We start from the raw sequence: 17,468 nt of genomic DNA, 5'->3' as shown, positions 1-17,468 counted from the left end.
CACACTTTGCTATTCTGTTTCCAGAACGCTTCAAACTTTGAGTCCATATCTGCTTACACAAAAATCAGAACACTCTCGCAAAATTCAAAAGGTAAATTTCAAAATTCAGTTGTTGGTAATGTCGGTGGAGCCGACCATTCCTACATCACGGTGACAGAACCTCTGGCAACCTTCAATAAGTCTTACTCTCCTCTGTCCTCAGCGGCCTACCGATAAGGACTCGGCAAGGAGTTCGTTCACTATGCTCTTGGTTGAATAACCCAATTCACTGGTCAACAATTAACCGAAACTTAATTCAATCCCAATATCCCCTTGGACTCTGGTAAAGGTTCCGATAATCTTCGGCTGATACTTTTTCAGGTGGATTTGTGATATCTGAATATCCCGATGGGAGTGTACTAATTTATGTTTGCTAACCGATTCACAACAGCGAGCGCAGTCGTTGCCGCCACCGCTGTTGGTCTAGCGATCGCCACCTCAGCCCAGGCCCAAGAGACCATCGTCCTTGATGGGTCCAGCACTGTTTTTCCGATTTCAGAGGCTGTGGCTGAAGACTTTATGGCAGCCAACCCCGATGTCCAAATTGCGGTGGGTGTTTCCGGCACCGGTGGCGGCTTTAGCAAATTCTGTGCGGGTGAAACCGTCATCTCTAACGCTTCACGTCCGATCAAGCCCGAAGAAGTCGAAGCCTGTGCTGCTGCAGGGATTGAGTACATCGAAGTCCTAGTTGGGTTGGACGCTCTCGCCTTAGTCGCTCATCCTGAGAATGATTGGCTCAACGATATAACCTTTGAGGAACTAAACACACTCTGGGCACCCGAAGCTGAGGGCACCATTACTCGCTGGAACCAGGTCAATTCCAGCTGGCCTAACGCACCAATCCGCTTGTATGGCCCCGGCACAGACTCTGGTACTTTTGACTACTTCACCGAAGAGGTTGTGGGTGAATCTGGTGCTAGCCGCGCTGATTACATTGCCAGCGAAGATGACAACATCTTAGTTGTCGGGGTTGCCGGTGATGAAAATGCCCTGGGTTATTTTGGCTTAGCTTACTATTTGGAAAACCAAGACATCTTGAACGGTGTGTCCGTCGAAGGTGTAGAAGCGAGCTTTGAAACCGGGAAAGACGGCTCTTACCCATTGTCTCGTCCACTGTTCATTTACATCAGCACCGATGCCCTAGAAAGACCGGAAGTTGAGGCTTACGTCCGCTACTATCTGGAAACTGCTCGAGATACCGATCTTCTTGAAGAAGTTGGATACATTGCGGTGGATAGTGGTGACTATGATGATGCTTTGGCCCAGCTTGATGACGCCTTAGCAGGCCTATAAGTAGGTCTAAGCAATGACTCACTAAACTTGATCGAGTTTTACTGGCTCATTTTACTGGCTCAATCTTTGTAGTTGCTCCAGGCCACCTGCTTCCTTGAATTGGGGAGATCGCGTCACTCAGCTTTCACAAGTTTAGTAAGTCTACTTGGCAACCCCAGGACAATTTAAGTCTTGGGGTTGTCCTTAAGGGGTCAAAGCTCACAAAGCTGCTTTGATCACACGATCGCTGAACTGCTCCCCTGAAGCAGACTGCGGTAGTAACCCACTTGTCCGATATCTCTGGCTTGGTTATCTAAGAACGTTGATACTGCCTAATACTGAAGCTTCTTCACTACGCCGTAAGCAGCAATGGCAATGGTTGGTTTTCCCTTTAATGGGATTATCTTTACTACTACACATTGCTCTGCTGTTCATGCCGATTCCTAACCCAGAGCGTGAACGAGAGATCACTGAGGAAAAAACGCCTTCCGAGGAGGAGGAAGCGATTGATATTCTGAGTATTAGTGAGCTTCCCGCGTTAGCAACGCCACCGGCAGAACGCTCTCCTGACCAGCCTGTAACGCCTGAGTCACCAGCTCAAGATCAATTGATTCCGCCTGATTTAGATCAACCTGTCGTATCAGATGAAATTCCCGTTGATGAACCATTGTTAGATGAGGAGGGGGTACAAGATAACCATGTTCCAGAAAACGAAGGCAACACTCAGTTTGACCCGACTCGTCAAGCAACTTTACTCGGTCAAACGGGAGGCATCAATGTTGAATTCGATGGCACTGCTGACTTCCCTCAAAATATTTGGGAATTGGGCTATTTACAAAACCTCAACTTAGAGTGTTTCTTTGCAGAAATCACCTCCAATAGCTATCAATTGCTCGCGCCAGCCAATCAGCTAAAGTTCTTTCGTCGCAATTATGGGCTGGTTGTTACAGAAGATCTCCCGCTGACTTTCACAAACCAAACACTGATAGAAGTTGCTGATGGCTATTGTGGTGAACAACTGTTTGAGATCCAAGATAATGGAGTGCCAACTTTATATGTATCAGCCATAAAGATTGGCCCAGGTAGCCCGCCTGCCAGTATTGTCTTGATCTTTTGGACGGAAGATCCTCGAGGATAGAGGAGCTGATCAGTTGAAGCTTCTGATCCATTACAGACCAAGAGTTGAGTTCAATTTGCCATTTCTTCAATATGTCGGTATTGACTTCATGTGATGAAATAGCGCCCTTCTAAATTCTCAATAGTGAGGATATTTGGCCCCATAAATTTGTTCCCATAAATTGCTCATTTTGTAGAAATCTTTTCCTGTAGCCCGCATTATGTCAATGAACGCTTCTCCCTCAACTGCTAGGCGATCGCTGAAGCGATATCTCTTGCCGTTTGTGCTGCTACTCTCATTCGGCTTACACGGCATGATTCTGTTCCTTCCGACAGCACCCGGAGAAGATGAGTTAGTGTCTCCTCCCGACCCGGAGGAGGGTGGCATTACTGTCACCAAAACCGACCCACCCACCTCTCAGCGCCAGCCGCCCTCCACAGGCAGCACAGAGCCCCCAAAACCAGCAGATACCGGAGAGTCGGCAAATGCCGAACCCAGGATAAATCAATCAGCTAGGGCAGGTGCTCCCAATGGCAATCCAGCCCAAGAATCAGGGGGAGCCAGGGCCAGGGCTACTGGTGCCAACTCACGGGCGAGCAACCGCAACGCCACAACTACCCGTGGGGCCAACTCCACACCGACCGCGAATCAAAGTAACCGCTCCCCCCAAGATGCCAGTCGTGCGACCTCGGCCCCAGTCGTCCCCAGGCTCAATAATCCCAATCTGCTGCCGCCTGAGCCCAACTCAGGGGCGGGGGAAGGGCGACAACAATTTCTGAGTTATGTTGATGTATTTGCCACTTATCAAGGGCTGAACTCCCTGACGACGGCGGAAGTCACTGAGCGGAAGGCGATTTGGCTAAGTAGCTTTACGGAACAGGGAGCCCCCTACAGTCGCTTAGAGATTCAGCCTTTGGCCGCAATTGAACCGCTCCCCTACGAGGCTAAGATTTGTCTACCCAATGCGCCTGATACGGCTGAGTTGCTTGTGTTAGTTGAAGCCGATGGCACAGTCAACAGCGACATTATGACGCTGCAATCGACCGGGTACCGTAAGTTCAACCAAGCGGCCCGAGCCCTGGTGCAGCAGCAGACGTACCCGAGCACAGATCATCCCCAGGCGTATTTAGTTCAGGTCAAGATTGCCTATGACCCAGAAGAGTGCCAATGGCCACCTAGGGGTACGAACTTACCTGCCAGCTATTTTGAGGTGTTGGAGAGTTACATTAGCTCCTCCTCAACAACCCTGTCTGAAGCACAACAGAATCAGACAGATTGGCTCAATTCAATGGTTAGAAACGAGGCGATCGCCAATGCACAAGCCAGTACTTTAGAGGATTTTCCAGAACGTGTTGCCTACCCAAATAACATTTGTCTGCCCATCGAACCAGCAGCGGCCCAGCTAGGAGTGGTCGTAAATGCTGATGGCCGCTTACAGGGTGAGCCGCAACAGTTACGCTCCACAGGCTATGCAGTATTTGACGATCGCGCCACAGCTTTAGTCAAAGATTTTGAGTTTCCCAAAGCAGCAACGTCTCAGGCTTATGTCGTTGTCGTGCCGACAGCCTATAACAGCGTCAATTGTCAGCCGCTAACATCACAGACATTTGACCTGATCACTTCGAACTCCATCCTCCACAGGGCATCGCCAAATTGACAGACTCACGGAGTAATCCCTGATGCCTCCAATCTTCTCCAAGTTCCGTAGCATTAGGGAGACATGTATTCTACACAAAACGCTCTGGTTGTGAACGTTTCCTGGCTGGCATCTCTCTCCTGATCAGCCTGAAAGCTTAACCTGATCTTAGTCATCCGTAAACCTGGAATCACCCTGTAGAAGTCAATCTGAATGGTAATTTGTGAGTGGGCAGGTGATTTTTAATACCTCAAAGTCTGAGGTGCCTAATCAGGGCGTCTGCGTCATCGTGATGACTCGCTTGCGGCTTAAAAGTTATGGACGTTCTCCAGATTGACTCAACCTTGGAAAGCCTTAACCTGCATCAGTTTGGGGTCAAGCCAGGCACTCTCGGCAATGTAATTTTTCAGGCCTTAGAACAAGATCCCGTATTGCCAGGAGTCATTTTGTTGGCCCAGGATGGCAGTCTGCTGGGAGTTATCTCCCGGCGGCATTTCCTTGAAGTCATTAGCCGACCCTATGGCCGCGAGCTATTTTTGCGGCGACCAGTGACTACACTGCATCGATTTATCACTCACGATTTTCTGCGACTAGCTGGCACCACAAAGATTACTTTGGCAGCCCAACAGGCGATCGCGCGCCCTTCAGAGTTGTTGTATGAACCCATTGTTGTTGAATCGCAACAATCACCTACTCAGCCGTTTTATTTATTAGATGTGCATGATTTATTGCAGGCACAATCGACGGTTCACCAGTTGACAGCCAACCTGCTCGCCGAAAAAACGCGCACTGAACGAATGCAAAGTGAAAAGATGGCGAGTTTAGGCAAAATGATGGCCGGAGTAGCCCACGAAATTCGTAATCCCGTCAACTTTATTTGGGGCAATCTCAACTATTTTGAAGAATATACTGAAGACTTGATCACACTGATTCAGGCACACGAGCAGGAGATTACTTCACCAAGCCACTCACTCAAAACACTCAAGCAGCGCGTTGACCTAAACTTTATTTTGAGTGATCTGCCCCAAGTTTTGCAAAGCATGAAAACGGGAACAGATCGCCTCCGCAATCTAGTAACGAGCTTGCGAACTTTTTCACGCATGGATGAATCCCAACGAGATTCGATCGATATTCATCACAGTTTGGATAGCACTCTACAAATTTTGAATAATCGGCTCAAGGAAGGCATCACCATCCACAAGCAATATGCTGACGACGCACCCAAAATTTCCGGCTTTGGCGGTCAAATTGGCCAGGTTTTTATGAACATTATCAGCAATGCCATTGATGCCTTATTAGAGCATGAGGCGGCACGAGCTAAGGCTGCCGATGCAAGGAGCGATCGCGAACAGCCTTTATTGCCGCCCATCCAATCGGAGGAATGGAAACCTTGTATAACGCTCACAACAAGCTACTGCGATCGCCTCCCAACCGATATTACTGATGACAGGCAGGAGAGGGCTCCGGCACCAGGAGCTTGGGTATCGATTCGGATTCGTGATAATGGGCCAGGCATTCCGCCCGCGATTCAACGCCATGTGTTTGACGACTTTTTCACCACGAAGCCAGCGGGAGATGGTACGGGGCTTGGCCTCTCTATTACCCGACAAATTGTGACCGAAAAGCATGGTGGTCACTTGATTTTGCGATCGCCCATAGTCGCTGCCGACAACACGACAGACCGATCTACTCCAGGCACCGAATTTGAAGTCTTACTGCCTACCCAGAGGCCCCCTCAGGGGGGAGTGTCTTTGAGGAAATAGAAGACAGAAGCAATCGTAGATCGCCCAGACTCTAGTTGTGGAGGCCGCAGCTATGGACATTTTTTATTGTCATCTGCCCTTGATGACGGAGGGCAACTCTGACAATCATTTGTGGGTTGAGGCGCATGGCGATATCAACCGCAGCACCGCTTATTCCACCGCTAGGGAAACGCGGTTACCGCCGATATCGCGCAAATCCGTCAAAAAGACGGCCACGTCATCATAGGGCAAGTCTTTATCCGCTTTTAGTAGCAACGTACCCTCAGGATTTTCGGCAAAATGCGTGCGAATGCGCTGGGTCAATTGCTGAAAGCTGATCGGCTCGTCTTCAAAAATAATGTTGCCGCTGCTGTCGAGACCAATGATGAGGGCTTGGGCTTGGGTGGCGGCATCGACCTCGGCATCGGTGCCTTCCACATTTTCGGGAACCTCAATGCCGATGAGCTGTCGGCCCGTCAAGGTCATCGAGATGATGATGAAAAACGTCAGCACCGTCATCAACACATCCATCATGGGGACGAGGTTGACCTCAGGCACTTTGGAAGCGGTCGAGCGGCGGGGACGCATGGCGGTCAAGGGTAGTGGGTGAGTCGGTAGGGGGCATCCGGGTCGAGGGGACGGACAACATTCAGACGGGGTTGATTAGCGCTTTATTCCTCGATCGCTAACGACACGCGATCGCCACCAATGGCCCGCATTTCGCCCAAAAATTGAATCACCTGCTCATAGGGCAAGTCGCGATCGGGCAGTAAATAGACCACGTGGTCCGCATTTTCAGCCAAGTAAGCCTCCATTTCAACTTTGAGGGTATCTTTGTCTATCGGGTTGGCATTGACCGTAAAGCCCCCGTTAGCCTGCATTTCGACGATAAAAGGATTCGTGGTGGGCAGCGTTGCTGGGGGGTCTTCGGGCTGGGCAGCGGGTAACTGCATATCGATGGCTTCTTCGCTGCCCAGAGTGAGGGTGACGACCACAAAAAAGGCCAGCACCCCCATCATGACCGTCAGCATCGGGATGAGGTCAATCTGCGGCGGAGCGGTGTCTCTAGTTTCGCGAAAGCGCATAGCGGTGGGGGAGATAAGGGAGCGGCGAGAAAGGAGTATCCCGGTTGAGGGCGGTGGTTGGGTGGCTGGGTGGTTGGGTGCGTCCCGGTTCAGGCATCGATACTTTGAGGGTGAGGGTGTCTCTCAGGAATGGGAATTTAATCAGGTGGGATAGCCGTCTCGGCTGTCCAATGGCAGGCAAGATGCCTGCCATACAAAATCTGGGTGTTATTTGGTCCTCATTCCTAAAGGTCAATAGCGTTCGGCAACAAAGGGCTCGGAGCGCGGGGGCGGGGGCGGATTCTCGGCGGCAGAGAGCGCCGGTTCGTACCAGTATTGCCGATAAATCAGTTCTAACTCGTTGCCCGCTTCGGAAAAGTAGTCCATCTGCTGGCCTTGGAAAGTGACCATGATGCGAAAAACCAATAGCGCCAAAATCGCGACTACCATGCCCGCTGCGGTCGTGATGAGCGCTTCCCCGATACCAGCGGCCGCTTGAGAGGTATCGGTGTTGCCGCCCCCGCCAATGTTGAGGTTATTAAAGGTGGCAATGAGGCCCGTCACCGTCCCCAAGAGACCCAACAGCGGGGCCACAGCCACGATGGTTTCCAGCAGCTTGTCGCCCCGCCGCATCTGTACAAATTCCTTGTCTCCCGCATTTTCGAGGGCGAGGCGAAAGGTCTCGGGAGAGGGGTTTTTGAGTCGCAGGGGAGCCGACAGAAATCGTCCTACCGGGGTGTCGTTGGCCTGGGCGGCGATCGCGGCGGCTTCATCCAAATCTTGCCGCGCCGCTTCGAGCACTTCATTAACGACCTGGCTTTCGCGTTTCAGCAGACTCGTCCAAAACCAGGTACGTTCCAGCGCCGTGGCGATCGTCAAGACTGAGCAGCCCATAATTGGCACCATTACTGGGCCACCCCTAGCCAAAAAATCAAATACAGTCGTCATGTAAGCGGCTCTAGTGAAAGCGGAATTGACAAGTCACTCTGAAAGATCAGAGCAGACTTCCAGCAAGCAGCAGAGGCCGAAGCCTCATACTGTCAGACAGAATAACGAAAGTCCCTATGTCAAAGATTAACAGAAGTCCTTATTGAGTTTAATTCCGGTTTAAGACAACGATTTTCGGGGCTGAGGGCAGCAACATACACGGTTTATACCTCTGGGTTTGAACCGTATCTGTTTAGCGTCAAGCTACTGCTGCCCCCCCCTAATCCCCCTAAAGCCCTCCGGGCATGGCTGCGCTAGAAAAAGGGGGAAATCTTTGTACAGCGGGAAATCTGGAAGCGCCCCTTTTTCCAGGGAGCGGCGACAACGGGGGAGCTCAAGCCCCACTAAACTCAGACTTTGACCCAGAAGCATAAACCGACCTGCCCCCCTCCAGCGAACCCGAATCGGGCTTTGCCCTCTCCCATCGCACGCGGTTTAGCAAGCTGACCAAAATAGCTGTTGGCGGACTTCCCATAAAAGTGACAGCCAACTAACGCCAAGGTACAGTGACGACCTGCTCAGTCAAAGTTCCGGGCCGATTGAGGCACCGCGATCGCTAGGTGGCGGGAACCAAGGCCTGCAACCAGTCAAGGATCAGTGGATTCACTACCTCAGGACGTTCGTCGTGGGGGCAATGTCCGGTATTGGCAATGGCGTGAAAGGTGACCGTCGGGGAGCTCTCTTCATTGACAGCGCTCAACTCACGGTAGATATCGGCTCCTTTGATCGGCGTCCAGGGGTCGTCTTCGCCCCACAGCACCAAGAGCGGCTGCTGAATCTGGGGCAACAGTTCCTCCGGTCTTGGCCCTGGAGGGGCCGCCAAAATCGAGGCAAACACTTTTTGCGCCCCCGGATCACAGGAGGGACGATACAAAATCTCCACTAGCTCGTCAGTAATGGCCTCACGGTTGCCATACACCTGCTGTAGCGACCCACGAATGCGAAACTTGCGCCGCACTTCGTTAAAGACCAACGGGCCTAACAAATTGGAGTTCACCACTTTGCTGAAGGTGCCCATCACCACGCGCAAGGGCAAGTTCAGCTCCTCGGGGCGGTGGTTTAATCCCCCAGCGCAGTTGAGCAGCACCCCGGCTTGGGCCATCTCGGGCGCATGGGCTAGCATCATCAACGTCATCAATCCCCCGATGGAATTGCCGACAAACACGGCGGGGCGGTTGATGTGCTCGCGCCAGTAGTCCTGCAACAGGGCTTCCCACAGCTCCAGGGTATAGGTCAGCGGCGGTTTGTCAGACGCGCCAAAGCCCAGCAGGTCGATCGCGTGTACCTGGTATCCGGCAGCGGCCAAAGCGGGAATGTTTTTGCGCCAGTGGCCGATGGACGCCCCAAACCCATGAATCAGCACCAGCGGTTGGCCCTGACCCTGGATCGTGTGACCAACGCGGTGGCCTTGCCAGTCCCAGGTCAGCGTTTCCAGAGTCGTTGGCGCGGTGAGTTGAGCTGTCATAGCGGGAAATGAACGAAAGTTAAGTTTATTGACTAATGACTAACAGTATAGAACTGCGATCGCTGCTCCGGGTGCGGGACAGCGCCACCGCTGGAGAAACCATCGCCCCTGCCAGTCATCCCTCGGCTAATGACGGGCAGATTGAGTCAGTCTGGCAATGGGAGGACAGGGGCAGGGGAAGAGACACAGTCAGCAGCATTGAACGACAGAAAAGTGATGTTAACCGCCAATTTCGGCTTGCTGCACGATTTGCGTAGTGAGGGCCAGGGCGGAGACATCCACTGAGAGTCCCGTCACCCGTTGGCGGACAGCAGCGGCGACAAATTCTGGATGGTGGGTCGGCGAGGAGCCGCAAAGACAGGTGGGAATGTCGGTCTGGTGCGCGGCGTCAATTAACTGGGCGATCGCCATTTGCACAGCGGGGTGGGTTTCGTCATAGGGAGCGGCAAAAATGGTTTGGTCGCGATCAATGCCCAGCAGCAGTTGAGTCAAGTCGTGGGTGCCAATGGCGATGCCCTGAATGCCCGCGGCGACATATTGCGGTAATTGAAACAGTACCGACGGCACTTCGGCCATAATCCAGAGGGCAAAGTCGGGGGACTGCTGTAGTCCCGTGGCCGCGATCGCTGCGCGACAGTACACGACTTCTTCCACCGTACGGACAAAGGGCAACACCAGTTGCAGGTTGCCGTAGCCTTGCTCTTGCAGTCGTTTCAACAGCGTCAACTCTAAATCAAAGAATTGCGGCTGATGATGGTAGCTAAAAGCCCCCCGCACGCCCAGCATGGGGTTCGGTTCCACAGCAGGAGCCCCGACCAGTTGGGCAAATTCACTGGTACGAATATCCAGGGTGCGATATCGCACGGGGCGGGGATGGAAAGCGGCAAGAATGGGGCGGAGTTGCTGTTCCAGTCGTTTTAGCAAGAGCTCCTTTTGGCCGGTCGCCAGCCAGTGATAGGGATGCTGACGCTCCAGGACGGGCATCATCAGCCACTCTGAGCGCAGCAGACCCACCCCGGTGACGGGCAGGTCGGCGATCGCCGCCGCGATGTCCGGTTGACTCAAGTTGACCCAAATTTCCGTCTGCGTCGGGGCCAACTCAACGGTGGGCACCGGGGACACGGGGGGGACGCTGGGCAACTGGGGTAAGCGAGTCAGGAGGCCGCGATCGCCGTCAATTTCGAGGGCCTCGCCCGGTTGCAAACGGGTGGTGGCGTGGGGCACCCCCACAATCGCCGGAAGCCCCAACTCTCGGGCCAGCACAGCAGCATGGCACGTCAGTCCCCCGCGTTCGGCCACCACGCCACTGGCCGTTTTTAAGAGCGGGAGTTGGTCGGGGGCGATTTCTGACGCAATGATGATTTGCCGATGGGCCGAGACGGGGGCCGGTTGTCCGGGCAATAAAATTAAGGCGTGTCCTTGGGCCGTGCCGGGGGCCGCCCCGCGCCCGGTCATCGCCGCACTGGTAGCGGGCTCAGGCAGAATCGCCTGGACTTCATAGGGTCGCAGCGGCCAGACATGCAGTTGCGCAATTTGCAGGATGCCACTCGCGGCGTGGAGGTGCCATTCCAGGTGCAGTGGCTGCGCTGACCACTGGATGAGCCATTGCGCTAAGCTCCACAACAACTGCTCAACCGGGTCGGGCACGGTGAGCTGGAGGCGCGATCGCTCCACCTTCGCAACTCCCGGCTCGATCAAGGTTTGAGAGTCGGCCTCCGAGCGATCGCGGGGCTGGTAGCACGCTTCTTGGTAGCCTAGCTGCCAGGGAAAATGGGGTAATCGCGGCAAGCTACCGTTGAACGTCGCCGGACAGCATTCCCCTAAGGCCCGTGGCAACCCTTCCACAGCGGCGATCGCCAATGTCGAGGGCCGCACGGTCAAGGTGCCAGAAAAAGTGGTTGGTTCCACCGCCTGCACAATCACCGCCAAATCCACCGTGGCGGGATAATGTGCCCCGGCCTCCGCCTGGGTCGATCGCCAAAATTGCCAGAAGGTCAGGCTCTTAGCGTCGAGCGCCGACAGCCAAACCTGCTTGAGGGCAGCTTCCATTGCCTCCGGCTCAGCCCAACACACCGGCGCGGCTAGCATTTGTCCCCAGGGAATAGTCGCCCTGTCGTCACCCAGCCACAGGGACGGCAACAGACGCACAGTCGGCGTATTAACCGCCGCCAGCACCTCGTCCCAAGGCAGATCGAGTGGCAGGTTGATGAGGGGTTGGCGGAGCCGCTTGGCGATCTGCTGAACAGAATATCCCGCTGGCTCGGTGGTCTGCCACAACAGCTGCGGCCAGTCCGTCAGCAAGGGCTCCCGCGCCCCCAATTTCTGTAAGGTCTGGTGAAAATACCTCGCCGGAATGATCCAACTTGGCGGCACCGTTTGTCCGGCCTGCTGGGCTTGGTGCAGCAGGCTAGCGGATTCCCCGACTTGCGGTGCCAGGGCCTCAGTCGTGGGGATAAGCGGGACAAAACAGGACATAAAGACCGCAAGTGAGTCAATACAAAATAAGCAACGTGTCCACAGCCCCCGGAGCACCCGGGGGCATCGCCTCAGATCATGAGCGCTAGCCTCAATCCGCAAAGACGCTGAAGCGGCTTCGCCACCCACTGGGATTTTGAAGCATCAACTCGTCATTTTCACCCTATGCTCAAACGCTCGCGTGTCAAGACAATAGTAGACACCAAAGTAACGGGTAAAGACGACGTGACACGCTTCTATTAAATTCATCAATCATGTTGACTCAGTCGTTAAAATCATTAACCAATCTATTTCTCCAGCAGCCTTGCCCATTGTGCGATCGCCCCTCGCCCCAGGCCCTCTGTCCATCTTGTTGGGCCCAGGTGAGTCGTTGCAGCTCCCAGGTTTCTAGCCACCAACCAGCACCAAAAGCGCTACCAGTATTGGCCTGGGGCAGCTACCAAGGGGCACTCAAGCGAGCGATCGCCGCCCTCAAGTATGAGCAGCATCCCGAGTTGGCGATTCCCCTGGGCCAAGCGCTGGGCCAGCACTGGCAGCAAGCGCCACTGACTCGGCGATCGCCCCTCGTCGTCCCCATCCCCATGTTTATCGAAAAACAGCGTGAGCGGGGATACAACCAAGCCGACCTCATCGCCCAGGCTTTCTGTGCCCACACGGGCCTTGCCCTAGTGCGCCAGGGACTCAGGCGGCAACGGGCCACAGCCCCCCAATTTAGCCTGGGCGTCGAAGCTCGCCAGCAAAACTTAGCCGGAGCCTTCTCCTTAGGCCAAGCCTTTCAGCAGCGACCCCAGCAGCCCGTTTTATTGCTCGACGATATTTACACCACAGGTACCACGGTCCAAATCGCCGCCCATGAATTACGCCGCTGCGGGATCTCGGTCTGTGGAGTAGTGATCGTCGCCCGTGCCGTGATGGAGTAGGCGGCAGCAGCGCATAGTTTTCGCGGTTCCTGGCCAGATGGTCATCCGCCGTGCCGTGGGCCTGCCCCAAACCGCTCTCATGCGCTCTCCTCCAGTCGCGTCCCCACGGCTGGCTGCTGCTGCGGTCGGGGGAAACATTTATTGAACGTGAGTTCGACGAAACGTTGAAAATTTTCGCAGAGTTCTCTACATTGGCAAGATTCTCACCAGGGCATCTGGGTTTGAAGCCTTTCTCCCTTCGTGAGAGAGGTTTGGAGAGAGGGCAAAAGGCGTCTGTCGAACTGAGACTTATTGACGGGGTAAGCGGTTTTTCATCGCCGATAGCTCTTGCTCGATCGCGGTTGCCTCGCCCCGCTCCAGGGCCGCAAATCGACCTTCGAGGGATTGGTCGGTGAGGGCTTGGTTGAGTTCAGCGGTGGCGCTGGCTTGGGCCTCTAAATCCAGGACTTTGTCTTCCATTTGGCTGAGGGTGCCGAGCGATCGCGCGTGGCCCACTTGACCAATCATGTCTTGAATGCGCTGGGAAGCTTCAGCCGAGCGGGCGCGGGCGATGTACATGTCGCGCCGGGTGCGGACATCGGCAATCTTGACTTCCAGTTCCCGCATATTGGTTTTGAGCTGGACGATCGCCGCCTTTTGGTCACTGATGTGGCCCGCTAGTTGCTCCCCGATGCGCTGGTAGGTGTGGCGCTGGGTTAATGCTTCCCGAGCCTGATCTTCTTGGCCCTTTTGCAATGCGAGTTGCGCCCGGTTATACCATTCTTGGGCGAGGGTTTGGTTTTGATGCTGCTGGCGTTCGGTGCGTTTTTGGGTGGCGATCGCTTGGGCCACCGCTTGCCGCAGTTGAATCAGATCCCGCTGCAGGTCAGCCACAGCTTGGTCGAGCATTTTTTCCGGGTCTTCGGCTCCGTTGACCCAGTCACCGACCTGAGCACGAATGACTTGTCCTAACCGACCCAGTACACCCATCGCTTTGCTCTCGTCCTTTGTCTAATCAATATCCTGTTAGCAAGATAGCAGCCAATCCTACGAGTGGATTTGGGTAGCTCTTAGTAATCGTCTTGGGCTCAAAAAGTATCCGGTCAGTCGCTACTGAAGCCCTACCGACCGGATAAGCGAAGAGTTGCTACCCAGCGATGCGGTTAAGCCGAGAGCACGGCTTGGGCTGCCGCCAGTCCCGCACCTGGGGTAAACCCATTGGCCCCCAGTTGCGCCAAGGTCGCCTCTAGTGACGCCACGGCAGTCAGGATATCGCGATCGCCCACGAAGCCGAGGTGCCCAATGCGAAAGATCTGGCCTTTTAGATGATCTTGGCCACCCGCGAGAGCGATATCGTATTGCTGCCGCATGATCGAGCGAATTTTCTCCGCTTCGACGCCTTGGGGCATTACGGCGGTGACGGCAGGGCTCGCCACATTGTCAGCAGCAAACAGCGGCAGATTCAGCGCTTTCATCGCCGCCCGCGTCGCCGTTTGCAATTTGACATGACGGGCAAAGATGCCATCGAGCCCTTCTGCCTGCATCATTTTGAGGGCGACTTGCAGGGCAAAGAACAGGCTCACCGGAGGCGTAAAGGGAGTCGTGTTCTTTGCGCCGCTCTTACGGTAAGGCCCCAGGTCAAAATAAAATTTGGGAATATTTGAGGTCGCATAGGCTTTCCAGGCGCGATCGCTCATGGCGAGAAAGCCGAGTCCGGGAGGAACCATGTAACCCTTTTGTGAGCCCGAGGCCACCACATCCAAGCCCCACTCATCCACGGGCACGCTGCAAGCGCCCAAGCTGGTGACGGCATCGACTAACACCAGCGCTTCCCCGTGGGCATGGACATGGTCGGCAATGGTTTTGAGGTCATTCAACACGCCAGTCGAGGTTTCGCTGTGGGTGACCAAAACGGCCTTAATGGTTTTGTCGGTGTCGGCTTCCAGCTTCGCTTTGAAGTCGTCCGGGTTTAGCGGCTTGCCCCACTCCGCTTCAATGACTTCCACCGTCAGACCAAAGGCTTGGCACACCTTGAACCAGCGATCGCCAAACTTACCATTGCTGCCCACCAACACGCGATCGCCGACGCTGAGCACATTGATGATGCCCGCTTCCATGGCCCCAGTGCCGCTAGCGGTCAGCATCAGTACATCGTTTTCCGTTTGGTGCAGCCATTTCAGACCAGCGGTCACCTCGGCCATAATCTCGCTAAACTCGCCGCTACGGTGGCCGATAAGGTGCTTGGCCTGGGCCAGTAAAACGCTTTCGGGCACTGGCGTTGGCCCCGGAATCATCAGCATGAATTTGTCGTCCATGGGCTCCCCCTTCCAATTGTCGGTTGCTGTGGTGAATACAAGCGTATTTCAGCATCGCACAAGATATGAAATTCGCTTCATTCCTTTGGACTGTTATTAGCATGATGAGCGATTGATGACGAAGTCGAAGGGGTCGAAGGGGTCGAAGGGTATCAGAGCAGTGGCGCAGGCAGCGGAGAATTGAGATAAAACGGGCTACCCTTGACCTCAGGAATGGGAGAAGACTGTGCGCGGTTGGTTGCAGGCAGGATTGATTTTCGCAATGGTGTGGCTAGTGGCTTGGGCCAACCCAGCGGCGAGTTTGGCCGCAGCAGTGAATTCTGAGCCGTTGACGATCGCCCAACTGCAAGAGCGGCTCCAACATCCGGTGCAGCGAGAAGGTAAGCCGACGCTGGATTTACGGCGGGTCACGCTCGATTTACGCGATCAAAATGGGGAGTTTCGCGATCGCTTCTACACGGATTTAAATAACCGCTTGCAAACGGGTAGTCAAACCTTCACCCTCGATTTAAGTGAGTCGGTGATTTTGGGCACCTTTGACTTCCAGCGCTTGAGCTTGCGAGAGCCGTTGTATGGCGAGGCGTTCTTCCCTTTGTTGACCGAACGCGAACAAACGCAACTACAGCGCGATCGCCGTCGCCTGTCACAGCTGAGCCAACTGTCGCGATCGCTCTTACTCCAACCCCAGTCCACGACACTGCGGCTCTATCTCTTCCGCCATGGCCTGAATCTCTCGCAGACCCGGTTTGAGGGGCCAGTCCTCGCGCCTGATATTTTCTTTTTAGAGCCTGTGAACGCGCCGGGTGCCCGGTTTTTGCAACCCGTCAACTTTAGTCAAAGCCGCTTTAGCGATGCAGTTTCATGCGTGGGGTGTCAGTTTCAGCAGGCTGTCCGCTTTCGCAGTGCGCTGTTTTTTGACCGTCTCCGACTCGGACAAGCCGGATTCCAGGGGCCGGTCACGTTCCAGGGCAGCGAGTTTACCAACGGTGCCGGGTTAGCCCAGGTCACCTTTCAGCAAGCGGCCAATTTCAGCCGAGTCACGTTTCAAGGGAATGCGGACTTTGGCAAAACGGTTTGGCAAGCCAGCGGCAACTTTGTGAAAAGTGCCTTTGGCGGCGATGTTTTTTTTACCGAAGCCCGTTTTGGCGAGGCGATGAGTTTTCGGCAAACGCGGTTAGAACAAGCTGCTAACTTTCGGGGAGCCGTGATTCAAGACCAATTAGACTTTGGTGATGCGGTTTTCAGCCCAGCGACCCGTATCAATGTGGCTGGCCTCGACTTTAACAGTAACCAAAGTCAGCTATTGGGGAGTCCTGGCAAAATCGGGCGTGTACTCTCGGTGCCTAGTTTGGCGGGCAACGAAACCCTGCTGCGCAACCTGGTGCGCAACTTTCGGGAACTGGAGCAGGTGGCGGATGCCAACCGGATCGAATATCTCACCGAGCAGTTGCGGCTGCGATCGCTCCAGCAACGCCTGATCAACGTGAATCTGAATACCGCCTCGCGATCGCAGCTCCAAAAGGTGGGCTTTTCCGCTGCCCAAAGTGACGCCATCATCAGTCAACGGGGCGAAGCGCCATTGGTGAATGCCGCCGACGTGCTCGATCTGGAGGGCCTTGACCTAGCCACCTATGTCAAGGTGCGCGATCGCGTCATTGCCCAACCATCGCTCTCGTGGCTGTCGCGCTTGCAGCTGGCCTGGCGCTGGGGATTGCTAGCCACTTTGTTGCTGCTGAGTCAGTACGGTAGCAGCGTGGGATTGACGCTGGGCGTCGGTTTAGTCGCGATCGCCCTCTCTAGCACACTATTTTGGTGGGTCGATCGCTATCGTCGCCGCGTGCCGACTCCCATTGCCCCGCCCCGCGCTGAAATTGGGTGGATGTTAGGCAGCTTTGTCGGGCTGTTCGGGCTCGGCACCCTGATTTTGCTGAGACTCGGAGAAGCACCAGGGTGGACGCTGGGGGCGATCGCGCTACTCGTCCTCCCCATCCCGCTGACCTTGACGGGCATCTTGTATCGTCGCGGTCGCTTTCATGATCAACTCAACACCAGCTACCTAGTCGAAGATGGCAGCGCCCGCCAACTCCGCTTTTTAATCGCTCGATTACCCGTCATTCCGAAATATCCCTTTTTCCGCGATCGCTTCTATCCCATCGATTGGCAAAAGCGCCGCAACTGGCTCAACTACTACGACTTCAGCCTGAATAACTGGTTTAAGTTCGGCTTCAACGATCTGCGCCTGCGGGATGAATGCGTCCCCGGACTCGTCACTGCCCTAGTGTGGTACCAGTGGGCGATCGGTCTAGCCTACGTCACGCTCTTGTTGTGGACCCTCTCTCGCACTATTCCGGGCCTCAATTTGCTGCTGTATTTCTAAAAGTTAGGGACTTGCGCGAAAAAAAGATCCCCATGAACCGAGTTTCGACTTCGCTCAACTCTCGATACTGGCAGGTTGAG

General features: G+C 54.7%; 14 protein-coding genes. 7 read left to right on the top strand and 7 right to left on the bottom strand.

The features are described 5' to 3' along the window. From JUK32_RS16150 to JUK32_RS16130, 5 genes are all read left to right on the top strand, one after another. The coding region (locus JUK32_RS16150) for a hypothetical protein (RefSeq protein ID WP_204139895.1) at nt 1-216 on the top strand (216 nt) is incomplete at its 5' end. Nucleotides 217-405: 189 nt separating this feature from the next. Beyond that, complete coding sequence (locus JUK32_RS16145) at nt 406-1,332, top strand: PstS family phosphate ABC transporter substrate-binding protein (RefSeq protein ID WP_204139894.1); 927 nt, start codon at nt 406-408, stop codon at nt 1,330-1,332. A 301-nt stretch (nt 1,333-1,633) separates the two neighbouring features. After that, nucleotides 1,634-2,449: a hypothetical protein gene (locus JUK32_RS16140; RefSeq protein ID WP_204139893.1), complete on the top strand. Its 816-nt coding sequence runs from the start codon at nt 1,634-1,636 to the stop codon at nt 2,447-2,449. 205 nt (nt 2,450-2,654) lie between these two features. After that, nucleotides 2,655-4,085, top strand: a complete 1,431-nt coding sequence (locus tag JUK32_RS16135) for a hypothetical protein (protein ID WP_204139892.1) — start codon at nt 2,655-2,657, stop codon at nt 4,083-4,085. 296 nt (nt 4,086-4,381) lie between these two features. Further along, nucleotides 4,382-5,827, top strand: a complete 1,446-nt coding sequence (locus JUK32_RS16130) for a sensor histidine kinase (protein ID WP_204139891.1) — start codon at nt 4,382-4,384, stop codon at nt 5,825-5,827. A gap of 150 nt (nt 5,828-5,977) precedes the next feature. Here the strand turns inward: JUK32_RS16130 and JUK32_RS16125 are convergent, their stop codons facing one another. From JUK32_RS16125 to JUK32_RS16105, 5 genes are all read right to left on the bottom strand, one after another. Then, on the bottom strand, nt 5,978-6,394 hold the full coding sequence (locus JUK32_RS16125) for a biopolymer transporter ExbD (protein ID WP_204139890.1): 417 nt from the start codon (nt 6,392-6,394) through the stop codon (nt 5,978-5,980). A gap of 83 nt (nt 6,395-6,477) precedes the next feature. Then, the gene (locus JUK32_RS16120; protein ID WP_204139889.1) at nt 6,478-6,891 is read right to left on the bottom strand and encodes a biopolymer transporter ExbD; all 414 of its coding nucleotides are present in this window, start codon (nt 6,889-6,891) and stop codon (nt 6,478-6,480) included. 231 nt (nt 6,892-7,122) lie between these two features. Next, on the bottom strand, nt 7,123-7,818 hold the full coding sequence (locus tag JUK32_RS16115; protein ID WP_204139888.1) for a MotA/TolQ/ExbB proton channel family protein: 696 nt from the start codon (nt 7,816-7,818) through the stop codon (nt 7,123-7,125). Between the two features lie 595 nt (nt 7,819-8,413). After that, a complete protein-coding gene (locus JUK32_RS16110) occupies nt 8,414-9,322 on the bottom strand; it encodes an alpha/beta fold hydrolase (protein ID WP_204139887.1) in 909 nt (302 codons plus the stop codon). 219 nt (nt 9,323-9,541) lie between these two features. Then, a complete protein-coding gene (locus JUK32_RS16105; RefSeq protein ID WP_204139886.1) occupies nt 9,542-11,797 on the bottom strand; it encodes a putative PEP-binding protein in 2,256 nt (751 codons plus the stop codon). A gap of 254 nt (nt 11,798-12,051) precedes the next feature. Here JUK32_RS16105 and JUK32_RS16100 point away from each other — a divergent pair, with 254 nt between their 5' ends. Next, nucleotides 12,052-12,717: a ComF family protein gene (locus JUK32_RS16100; protein ID WP_204139885.1), complete on the top strand. Its 666-nt coding sequence runs from the start codon at nt 12,052-12,054 to the stop codon at nt 12,715-12,717. A 288-nt stretch (nt 12,718-13,005) separates the two neighbouring features. Here the strand turns inward: JUK32_RS16100 and JUK32_RS16095 are convergent, their stop codons facing one another. Both JUK32_RS16095 and JUK32_RS16090 read right to left on the bottom strand, forming a co-directional pair. Further along, the gene (locus tag JUK32_RS16095; RefSeq protein ID WP_204139884.1) at nt 13,006-13,686 is read right to left on the bottom strand and encodes a PspA/IM30 family protein; all 681 of its coding nucleotides are present in this window, start codon (nt 13,684-13,686) and stop codon (nt 13,006-13,008) included. 173 nt (nt 13,687-13,859) lie between these two features. Beyond that, nucleotides 13,860-15,011 carry an alanine--glyoxylate aminotransferase family protein gene (locus JUK32_RS16090; protein WP_204139883.1) on the bottom strand — a complete coding sequence of 384 codons (1,152 nt, stop codon included), beginning with the start codon at nt 15,009-15,011 and terminating at the stop codon, nt 13,860-13,862. Between the two features lie 226 nt (nt 15,012-15,237). Here JUK32_RS16090 and JUK32_RS16085 point away from each other — a divergent pair, with 226 nt between their 5' ends. Next, the gene (locus JUK32_RS16085; protein ID WP_309224560.1) at nt 15,238-17,388 is read left to right on the top strand and encodes a pentapeptide repeat-containing protein; all 2,151 of its coding nucleotides are present in this window, start codon (nt 15,238-15,240) and stop codon (nt 17,386-17,388) included. The last annotated feature ends 80 nt before the right edge of the window (nt 17,389-17,468 follow it).

This window comes from Halomicronema sp. CCY15110 (assembly GCF_016888165.1).
Lineage (GTDB): Bacteria > Cyanobacteriota > Cyanobacteriia > Phormidesmidales > Phormidesmidaceae > Halomicronema.
The sequence above is the reverse complement of the archived record's forward strand: the minus strand, read 5'-3'. Positions and strand labels throughout refer to the sequence as shown.

What these genes read in the sequence shown, in the direction of transcription:
- JUK32_RS16105 (WP_204139886.1), bottom strand. Translation starts at nt 11,797, where the DNA reads ATGTCCTGTTTTGTCCCGCTTATCCCCACGACTGAGGCCCTGGCACCG.
- JUK32_RS16130 (WP_204139891.1), top strand. Translation starts at nt 4,382, where the DNA reads ATGGACGTTCTCCAGATTGACTCAACCTTGGAAAGCCTTAACCTGCAT.
- JUK32_RS16100 (WP_204139885.1), top strand. Translation starts at nt 12,052, where the DNA reads ATGTTGACTCAGTCGTTAAAATCATTAACCAATCTATTTCTCCAGCAG.
- JUK32_RS16125 (WP_204139890.1), bottom strand. Translation starts at nt 6,394, where the DNA reads ATGCGTCCCCGCCGCTCGACCGCTTCCAAAGTGCCTGAGGTCAACCTC.
- JUK32_RS16110 (WP_204139887.1), bottom strand. Translation starts at nt 9,322, where the DNA reads ATGACAGCTCAACTCACCGCGCCAACGACTCTGGAAACGCTGACCTGG.
- JUK32_RS16115 (WP_204139888.1), bottom strand. Translation starts at nt 7,818, where the DNA reads ATGACGACTGTATTTGATTTTTTGGCTAGGGGTGGCCCAGTAATGGTG.
- JUK32_RS16120 (WP_204139889.1), bottom strand. Translation starts at nt 6,891, where the DNA reads ATGCGCTTTCGCGAAACTAGAGACACCGCTCCGCCGCAGATTGACCTC.
- JUK32_RS16095 (WP_204139884.1), bottom strand. Translation starts at nt 13,686, where the DNA reads ATGGGTGTACTGGGTCGGTTAGGACAAGTCATTCGTGCTCAGGTCGGT.
- JUK32_RS16090 (WP_204139883.1), bottom strand. Translation starts at nt 15,011, where the DNA reads ATGGACGACAAATTCATGCTGATGATTCCGGGGCCAACGCCAGTGCCC.
- JUK32_RS16145 (WP_204139894.1), top strand. Translation starts at nt 406, where the DNA reads ATGTTTGCTAACCGATTCACAACAGCGAGCGCAGTCGTTGCCGCCACC.
- JUK32_RS16135 (WP_204139892.1), top strand. Translation starts at nt 2,655, where the DNA reads ATGAACGCTTCTCCCTCAACTGCTAGGCGATCGCTGAAGCGATATCTC.